This is a genomic window from Nocardia amamiensis NBRC 102102 (assembly GCF_001612745.1).
Taxonomy (GTDB): domain Bacteria; phylum Actinomycetota; class Actinomycetes; order Mycobacteriales; family Mycobacteriaceae; genus Nocardia; species Nocardia amamiensis.
Window position 1 is genome coordinate 1 of sequence record NZ_BDBA01000111.1, and the last position, 9153, is coordinate 9153.

At 66.9% G+C, this 9153-nt stretch carries 7 protein-coding genes; 4 read left to right on the top strand and 3 right to left on the bottom strand.

Going from position 1 to position 9153, the window contains the following annotated elements; translation table 11 throughout:
• Window positions 1-357 precede the first annotated feature (357 nt).
• A complete protein-coding gene (locus NA4_RS20695; RefSeq protein WP_067472286.1) occupies window positions 358-1353 on the bottom strand; it encodes a TAXI family TRAP transporter solute-binding subunit in 996 nt (331 codons plus the stop codon).
• Window positions 1350-3365: a TRAP transporter permease gene (locus NA4_RS20700; RefSeq protein ID WP_067472289.1), complete on the bottom strand. Its 2016-nt coding sequence runs from the start codon at window positions 3363-3365 to the stop codon at window positions 1350-1352. The genes NA4_RS20695 and NA4_RS20700 overlap by 4 nt, the downstream gene beginning before the upstream one ends.
• Window positions 3366-3711: 346 nt before the next feature.
• Between NA4_RS20700 and NA4_RS20705 the strand changes: the two genes are divergently transcribed.
• The 4 genes from NA4_RS20705 (at window position 3712) to NA4_RS20720 (ending at window position 8199) form a co-directional block, all read left to right on the top strand.
• A complete protein-coding gene (locus tag NA4_RS20705; protein ID WP_067472292.1) occupies window positions 3712-5154 on the top strand; it encodes an ATP-binding protein in 1443 nt (480 codons plus the stop codon).
• Window positions 5155-5562: 408 nt separating this feature from the next.
• Entirely contained in the window at window positions 5563-6825 is a 1263-nt protein-coding gene (locus tag NA4_RS20710) for a lipase family protein (RefSeq protein ID WP_169811080.1), read from the top strand.
• A gap of 283 nt (window positions 6826-7108) precedes the next feature.
• A complete protein-coding gene (locus tag NA4_RS20715) occupies window positions 7109-7999 on the top strand; it encodes a helix-turn-helix domain-containing protein (RefSeq protein WP_084497289.1) in 891 nt (296 codons plus the stop codon).
• Window positions 7996-8199: a DUF397 domain-containing protein gene (locus tag NA4_RS20720; RefSeq protein ID WP_067472298.1), complete on the top strand. Its 204-nt coding sequence runs from the start codon at window positions 7996-7998 to the stop codon at window positions 8197-8199. Before NA4_RS20715 ends, NA4_RS20720 begins: the two co-directional genes overlap by 4 nt.
• Before the next feature lie 133 nt (window positions 8200-8332).
• Here NA4_RS20720 and NA4_RS20725 read toward each other — a convergent pair.
• Window positions 8333-9153 (bottom strand): helix-turn-helix transcriptional regulator (locus tag NA4_RS20725; RefSeq protein ID WP_067472301.1); only part of this gene is annotated, 821 nt, incomplete at its 5' end.

Consider the following 9153-nt stretch of genomic DNA (forward strand, 5'->3'; position numbering starts at 1 on the left):
CATTCACTCCGGATTTCACCGGAATTTCAGTGAGGCAACTGATCCAGCTTAGCCCAGCCGTTCAACCGATCAAAATCGGAGTCCCGATCGAGCTAGTGTGATCGTCAGGCGCTCCTCGTCCTACCTCGTTTCCCAGTCCCTCCGCTCGGCGTTTCCGCCTCGCTTCTCGGCTCCGGGTCGGTGTCCGTGTCGCTCTGACCTGGAATAAGTTACGCGCCGGCTTTCACTTCGTCAAATCGCCTGCGCAGCGCAAAATTTCGCAGGTCAGAGACGCGCGATCGGCGGAATCGCGAGCCGGATGACACGAATGTGATCCAAGCCACCACAAGATCGTTCCGGAGGGCTCGCGGCAATTGCTCAGCCGGCGAGGGCGTGGGCGGCGCCGCGGTGCAGCGGTACCGGAGCGGTATCGCTCGCGGTTTCCCTGCTGATTCCTTTCGCGGCCGAGTTGGCCTGTTCCAGTTGGGTTTTGCGGTCGAACAGGGTCCTGGTCAGCACGCAGGCGAGATCGGCGTCCAAGTCGTCCCGGACGAGCAGGACGTTCGGGACGACGATGGTCTTCACCTCGGCGGGCAGGCCGTACGCGGCGGCGGGAATGGTTCCCTCTTCGTAGACGGGATTGATCTTGCGCAGGCTGCTCAGCTGGTCGGTGACGTCCAGGAATCGCACGCGGTCCCCCGCCACGGTGAACAGATCAGTGATTCCCGGCGTGGGCAGGCCGCCGGAGAAGAACATGGCGTCGATCGACCCGTCCTTCATGCCGTCCACGGTCTTGGTGAGATCCAGCCGCTGAGCGGAGATGTCGCGATCGGGGTCGAGACCGGCGGCTTGCAGTATCCGCTGCGCGATCACCTCGGTGCCCGACTTCGGCGAGCCCGTGGAGACCCGCTTGCCACGCAGGTCGGCCACCGAGTTGATGCCCGCGTCCCGGCGCACGACCACCTGGGTGTAGTTCGGATACAGCCGGGCGAGCGCCTGCACCGGCTGCTTCTTGCCGTCGAAGCTTCCCGTGCCGAGCACGGCGTCGGCGGCGCTGTCGGCCAAGGAGAACGCCACCTGATAGCTGCCCGCGACGACCTGCTGGATGTTCTGCACCGATGCCCCGGTCTCGGCGGCGGTCGCCTTCACCTTGCCGTCGGTGGCCTGGGCGATCTGGTCGGCGTAGGCGTTGCCGAGCGCGAAGTAGACCCCGGTGGCGTTGCCGGTCGCGATGCCGACCCGGGTTTCTCGCTCGAGCGCGCAGGTGACCGCCGCGCCCGAGTCGGTCTGCGGAGCGTCCCTGCGGCCGCCGCAGCCCGCGAGCAGTGCCGCCGCGATCGTGATGACGGCGAATACCAGTGCGGCTCTTCTCATGTCGTTCTCCTTCGCGACAGCAGAGTGATCCCGGCGGCCGCCAGCAGGGCGCACGCCCCGACGATCAGCGCCGCAGGCGCCAAGTAGAGCAACGTCAACCCGCCGAGGGCGGCCAGCGCGCGGGCCGCGACAGGCGCGGGTCCGATGCCGGGGAACCAGCCGCCGGTCGCCGCCGCCAGTGCGGCAACACCGACGCACGCGACCACGGTGGTCCAGAGGATGCCGAGGATCGGCCCTCGCCCGAGCAGGTATTCGCCCGGTCCGGTGAGGACGAACACGATCGGCACCAGGAAGGCGGGCAGCGCGTACTTCAGGGCCTGCCACATGGTGGGCACGGTGCGGGCTCCGGTGATCGCGGCGGCGCCCACCGCCGCGAGTGCGGTCGGCGGCGTCACCTCCGAAAGCACCGAGTAGTAGAAGACGAACATCGCGGCCGCGGGCGCGGGCACGTCGAGGGCCAGCAGCGCCGGACCGATGATCGCCCAGCCGATGATGAACGACGCGGTGACCGGCACCGCGAGCCCGAGCAGCGCGAGCGCGACGGCGGCGAGCGCGACGGTGCACGCCAGCACAACGGTGTGGTTGTCCGACAATGCCTTCGCTGCGCGCACCAGCAACGCTGCGAGTTGCGCGCCGAGACCGGTCTTGGTGGTCATCGCGGTGATGACGCCCGCGGCCGCGCACACGGCGACCACCGGCAGCGCCGACCGAACGCCGCTGCCGACCATGGCGAACACCAGGCGCGGCGACCGGGCCGCGGCTCTGGTCCGTGCGTCGAAGAAGGCCAGGACGAACGCCAGCGCGGTCGCGTAGACCACCGCTCGCGTCGCGCTCACCCCGATGAGCAGCAGCACGACGATCGCGATCAGCGACAGGAAGTGATAGCCGAACCGCAGCAGGAGCCGCCCCGCCGAGGCGCCGCCGATCTCGACCGGTTCGGTGCCCAGCCTGCGCGCATCGATCTCGACGGCGAGAATGATGCCCAGGTAGTAGAGGAGGGTCGGGATCAGCGCCCAGCCGAGCACGGTGACATAGGAGACCTCGAGGTATTCCGCGACGATGAACGCCGCGACCCCCAGCGTGGGCGGCGACAGGATCGCGCCGACACCGGCCGCGGCCAGCATGCCGCCCGCCTGTTCGGGCGGATAGCCCGCGCGCCGCAGGATCGGCCAGGTCACCGCGCCCACGCTGACGGCGGTGGCGGTCCCGGAGCCGGATACCGTGCCGAGCAGGAAACCCGAGGCCACGGCGGTACGTCCGGCCGCACCGCGCGACCGCCGGAACGCCGCGACCGACAGATCCACGAAGAACTGCGCCGCACCGGAGAATTCGAGCACCGCGCCGTACAGGGTGAACAGCACGATGTAGGTGGCCGCGACATCGAGCGGGGTCCCGTAGAAGCCGCTTCCGGAATTGAACAGAGCGTCGATGATCTGGCCGAAGTCCAGACCGGCGTGCGCGATGCTCCAGTCCTGCGGCAGCAGCCCTCCGTAATACCCGTAGGCGAGGAAGACCAGGCACACCGCAGGCAGCACCCAACCCGTCGTCCGCCGGCATGCTTCCAGGACGAGCACCAGCAACATCGTGCCCACCGCGACGTCGACCGGATCCAGCAGTCCTTGCCGATCGAGGAACGCGTCGTATCCACCACCGCCCGAACCGATCGTCACCGGGACCACCGGATACAGGCAGACCGCCAGCGCCACCACCGCCAGCAACCAGTCCACGACGCCCGGACGGTTGCGCCGATCCAGGAAGCGAAGACCCGACCCGTAGGCGAGAAATACCGTGGGCAACGTGCCCGCCAGGAAGATCACCAAGTAGTACTGGCTGCCCTGCGCCAACGGCCGGAACACCTGCCACAACGCGAGAATCGCGACAGCGAACGTGGCAGCGGCGACCAATCGCTCCGCCCACCCGCTCAACACCCGCGCGGGCCGCTCCTCGTCGTCGAACTCAACGACAGGCGGACGCTTCTGCTCATCCACCCGAGCGCCCAGCGTGTCCGACATGGCGAGACGATAGCAACACACACACGCCCGTGTACCGGCTTTGACGACAGCCGCAGCAACGGATCAGCCGCCCAAAGGTGCCCGCAGCCAACACAGGTCGCCAGCAGGGGCGAATAGCGATGTCCCTGAGCTGCGGGGCAGTTGGGCGGGCGGGAGCACTGGCGGTGTCACCTTTGCGGCCAACCGCCTGACCGCGCGAGACGAGCGCAAGATGGCCATCGCATCCCGATCACCCCGGATCGCCGCGGCGGTGGCGTGGCCGAGCGCTGCGGCGCACACCCTATGTAGATTCAATCTACGTAGATATGATCTACATAGATTGCACTTACATGCGGCAGGAGGGTCGATGACCGACTTCGTCGGGCGGGAAACCGAGCTCACGGTCCTCGGCACGCGATTGCGCCGCGTGCGGGAGTCGGGTGCTGGTATCGCGGTCGCGATCCGCGGACGTCGACAGGTCGGCAAGTCGCGACTCGTGCAGGAGTTCTGCGATCGCGCTGGAGCGCCGTATCTCTACTTCGCGGCCACCAAGGGCGCCTCACCGGTCGAGGCCCTGGCCTCTTTCATGCTCGAGCTGCGGGAATCGTCGCTGCTGACCGATCCCGCGGTGGTGCCCGAGCAGGCGGCGACCTGGGTGGACGCCTTCCGGGTGCTGGCAGCCACACTGCCCGATACACCCGCCGTCGTGGTGATCGACGAGTTGCCGTGGTTGGCTGAACAGGACACGCTCTTCGATGGCGCGCTGCAGACCGGGTGGGATCGGCTGCTGTCGCGGCGGCCGGTGCTGCTGCTGTTGCTCGGCAGCGACCTGCACATGATGGAACGGCTAACGGCGTACGACCGCCCCTTCTTCGGACGAGCGGACAACCTCCCGCTGGGACCACTCAACCCGGCCGAAATCGCAGCCGCCACCGGGCTCGACGCGGCTGATGCCCTGGACGCTCACCTGATCATGGGCGGACTGCCCGGGATTCTGCGTAGCTGGCCGCGCGGTATGGCGCCGATGGAATTCCTCCGGCGCGAGTGCGCTGACCCCGCCGCTCCCGTATTCAGCGTGCCGGAATCGGCTCTGCTGGAGGAGTTTCCAGCCCCCGACCAATCGCGGCGCGTACTCGAGGCCGTTGGGGGCGGCGACCGCACGCACGCCAATATCGCGGCCACCGCCGGCGGCCGGGCAGGACCGCTCGCCTCCGGCAGCCTCTCCCCGATCCTGCGTCGACTGAGCGCGGACAAGCGGGTCCTCGCAGTGGACGAGCCGTTGTCCACGCGCCCGGGCAAACCCGCGCTGTACCGGGTCGCCGATAGCAACCTCCGGCTCTACCTGGCCGTGCTACGCGCCGCGCAGGAACAGTCCCGCCGCGGGCGGCCCGAAGCAGCGTTCCGGCTCGTGGAACGCCGCTGGCCGACATGGCGCGGCCGCGCGGTCGAGCCGCTGATCCGTGAGGCACTCGAACTCGCGGCCGTCGCCGGACGACTGGCATGGCCGGACGTCGAAACCGTTGGCGGCTGGTGGAACCGGCAGTTCGATCCCGAGGTCGACCTGGTCGGGGCAGATCGCGGACCGGTCGCCAACCGGTTGGACTTCGTGGGCTCGGTCAAGTGGCTGGCCGGTCCGTTCGACGACCACGACCTGGCTACTCTCAAGAAGGCTGCGGTCCAAGTACCGGGCTACGAGCCCGGCACCACCGGATTGGTTGTCGTCAGCCGAGCCGGAACCACACCGGACATGAATTCCACTGGGGTGGACCTGATGTGGGGACCAGACGAGGTATTGGCCTCCTGGTCGTAGAGTTCCATACCGCTGCCAAGACAGACAAGCGGACGGTCCCAGCGGTGCTGGATCCCGGCCCGAGCCCCGACGGCACGACGATTCTGCCGGCCAGCGTGCTGCACTCCACGCCTTCGCGGCCACCGTTGCGCTAGCGGATGCGTCCGCCCGCGAGTGGTTGCTCGGATCAGCCGTCATCAGCTTTGTGGCAGTGGTGGGATTCCGCACCCGATTGCGCCGGAGGACGGCTGCTCCCGAGCCGCCGCCCGAGGAGCTGCGTTCGACCTGAGTTCCGATGAATGTTGTTCTGGCCCATGGAGCCCGGGCCCCAACGCCACTGGAAACATGGTCACGACAGCACCGTGCGCGATCGTTAGCCTCGGACCGGATACGGAATCAGTCGGGGACAAACGGAAAGTGAGATGTCCGATGACGAGTCTCCCGCGCGGTCCGATGCGGCATTGGCGCCTGCGGCGCATCCTGGCGCTGCTGTCGACACTTGTTGTGCTACCGATATTTTCGCTCGTGGATCCACCCGATGGACAAGCCGAAGCCGCGCTGCTACTGCCGACGGATGACCCGTTTTACCAGGCCGAGGGTCCGCTGGCCGATGTCGCGCCAGGCACGGTGCTGCGGACGCGGACCGTGACACTCGCCCCAACGAAAGTGCAACTGCCTGTGACGGCGACGCAGGTGCTGTATCGGACAACCGGCCAGCTCGGCGAGCCCGCCGCAACGGTTGCCACAGTGATCCGCCCACCCGGTTCCTCGGGCGCGGTTCGGCTGATTTCGTATCAGACCGCCTACGACGCGCTCGGCGCACGCTGCGATCCGTCCTACACGCTGCGCGGCGGCGGGCCGGGCTCATTCATGGACACGCCGATAATCGCGGCCTACCTCGCAGCCGGATTCACCGTTGTCACAAGCGATTACGAGGGCGCTGAGCGAGCCTATGGCGCCGGACTCAAATCGGGGTACGCCACGCTGGACGGTGTGCGTGCCGCATTGACAGCCCTCGGAGCTCCGTCGGCGACCCCGGTTGGCATGTCCGGTTTCTCGGGCGGTTCGATCCCAACCGTATTCGCCGCGGAACTGGCGCCGAACTATGCGCCCGAACTCGATATCGTGGGCGCCGCGGCCGGTGGCGCTCCAGTCGACCTGGTCAGCACCGTCGAATACATCAACGGCACACAGCAATGGGCGACGCTGCTGCCGTATCTGATGACCGGCATGGCACGGGGATTCGGCATCGATATGGATCCCTACCTGTCCGACTACGGCAAGCACGTGTTCGCCGAAGTCGCGGACAAGTGCGCGCCCGACGGACCGAAATACCCCGGGATGCGGATCGAGCAGCTTCTGCAACCGCAGTATCAGGATTACCGCTCGGTCCCAGCGTTCGCATCGATGATCGAAGCCGGACGAATGGGTAGCGCGGGCACCCCGAAGGCGCCGGTGCTCCTCGGCGCCGGTAATGCCGACGGCACCGGCGACGGCGTAATAGTGGCCGCGGACACCCGCGAACTGGCCGCCGACTACTGCCGTCGCAACGTCGCCGCCAGCTACATGGAATATCCGGGCGCCGACCACCTCGTAGCCGGGATTCTGTTCCCGCCGTCCGCGCAGGCCTTTCTGCAAGCTCGCTTCGACGGCGCCACATTCGACAACGGCTGTGCCGCACTCGTTCGTTGATGGTGGCCAAGAGGAAGTAATCGGCCCGTCCACGCCCTGCGTTTACATAGGCAGAGTGGATTGCCGATCGCATGCGGCTGTCGCGAACTGGGCACGTTTCGACTCTCCAAACTTCCAGGCGAGGTTCCCAATAGGCCATTGAAGCTGGCCATGAGCTCTTCTTCAGTAAATTTGGCGCGCAACGGGATTCGCGGCATTATCGTGGGAGATCGACGGGGGAATTAGCGTTATTCCGCCGTGGAGCATTCCATATTTTACGCATCCGATTAGCAAAGGGAACGATATGGCCGCTGGATCTACTCTGCCCAGAAGGGCTTTGGGCCGCCGGATACGAGGGCTCAGGGAGCGCAACAACATGTCGCAGGCCGCTGCCGCGCGCATCGTGGAGACGTCACCGCAGTCGTACGGCCGTATGGAGGACGGCAGGGTCACCAGGGTCACGGATCTGGGAATCAACGCCCTGGCCAACGCCTTCAAGGTCGACGATGACGAGCGCAGGCTCCTACTGGACCTGGCTCAGGAGATCCGGCAAACCCAGAAGTCGGACGGTAGCTTGTGGCGTGCCCATGCAGATGTGATCCCCAAGGCGTTCGATCACTACCTTGCTCTGGAACAGGCCGCGCGCCGTATCTTCTCGTGGCAGACAATGTTCGTCCCAGGACTGTTGCAGACCCGCGAGTACCGTCGTGCGCTGGTGTGGGCCGAGTTTCCGGACATGCCGCCGGAAGAGGTAGAGCACATTCTGGACTTGGTGATGAGGCGACAGGATCTGCTGACCAACAACAACTTCCAGTTCGAAACGATCCTCACCGAAGCCGTCGTGCGCTACGTGGTGAGTGGCCCGGCAGTCAGCACGGACCAACTCCGGCATATCCTCGAGGTGTCCGAAATGCCGAATGTCTCGGTACGGATCGTGCGGTTCGATGCCCGGATCCCGGTTGCGCTCATCACTCGGTCGCCCTTCGTCATGTGCGAGTTCCCGCCGCTGCCGACGTCGAAGCTGATCGAGCCGCCGGTTGTCTATATCGAAGGCTTCGCTGGGGATCTCTACCTGGAGCGCGACATCGAAGTAGCTCGGTACGCGGACGTAGCCCAGAGCCTGGCGCAGGTAGCGTTGCCCGAAGCAGCATCGAGAGACTTGGTGCTGACGGCGATGAAGGAGCGGATGAAATGATCGATCTATCCGGGGCGCGCTGGTTCAAGAGCAGCCGAAGTGGGGGCAACAAGGAGTGCGTGGAGGTCGCGCACCTGAGCGAAGGCATGGTCGGCGTCCGCGATAGCAAGAATGCGTCCGATGCCGTCCTGGTGTTCACTCCGAGCGAGTGGGATGCCTTCACCGCTGGCGTAGTCGGCGGAGCGTTCGATCAGCCCTGACTGTCCGAACCTGACACGAAGCCCTCTGGGCCTCCGGCACATCGAGGCCAGGGGGCTTCGTCCTGTTCCGGGGGCAGAGGAGTTGCCCCCGACCTGAGTTCCGATGACTGCTGCGGCATCGGCCGGTGCTACATCACCCTTGATCGGCCGCATCGGTTGCACTACGCACCGGGAGAGGATCTCCAGCCGCGCGAAGCAATTTGGCGCCGAGCGCGGCGAGCAGGTCATTCATTTCCGGAGGTTCGATGACCTCGAACTCGAGGTCCAGGTGCGCGATGCGCAGGGCGGTCCATTCCAGGGAGTCGGCTGATGTGCGCACAAGGCAGGTCCGCACGTCCACGGCCTCGATCTCCTCGGGACGAACCCGGAAGGATTCGGCGAGCGTGTCGGCGGAGGCGTGGACGCGCAGGACCACGTGGCGGGCCGGACGGGAGCGGGCCAGCTGGCTGGTGACGAAGCCCGCCGCGTTCTCGGTGGGGAGTTCTCTTGGCGCACATCGTATTCCGGTGGGATGCGGGGAGGTCACACGGTCTACGCGGAAGGTCCGCCAGTCGGCGCGGTCCACGTCCCAAGCCACGAGATACCAGCGGCGGCCCGCGGAGACCAGGCTGTGCGGCTCGGCGAGGCGGCTGGTTTCGGCCTCGGCTTTGTCCCGGTAGCGGAAGCGGATGCGTTCGCCGTCGCGCGCGGCGGCGGCCAGGACGACGAGGATCTCGGGGTCGATCACCGGACCTGCGGCGGGACCGGCGAGCGACACGGTGGCGGTGTCGATCGCGTCGACCCGGCGCCGTAACCGCGACGGCAGCACCTGCTGCAATTTCACCAGCGCGCGGGCGGCCGATTCCTCGATACCCGCGACCGCGCCTTGGGCGGCCCCGCGCAGGCCGAGCGTGATCGCCACCGCCTCCTCGTCGTCGAGTAGCAGCGGCGGCAGCGCGGCGCCTGCTTGCAGCC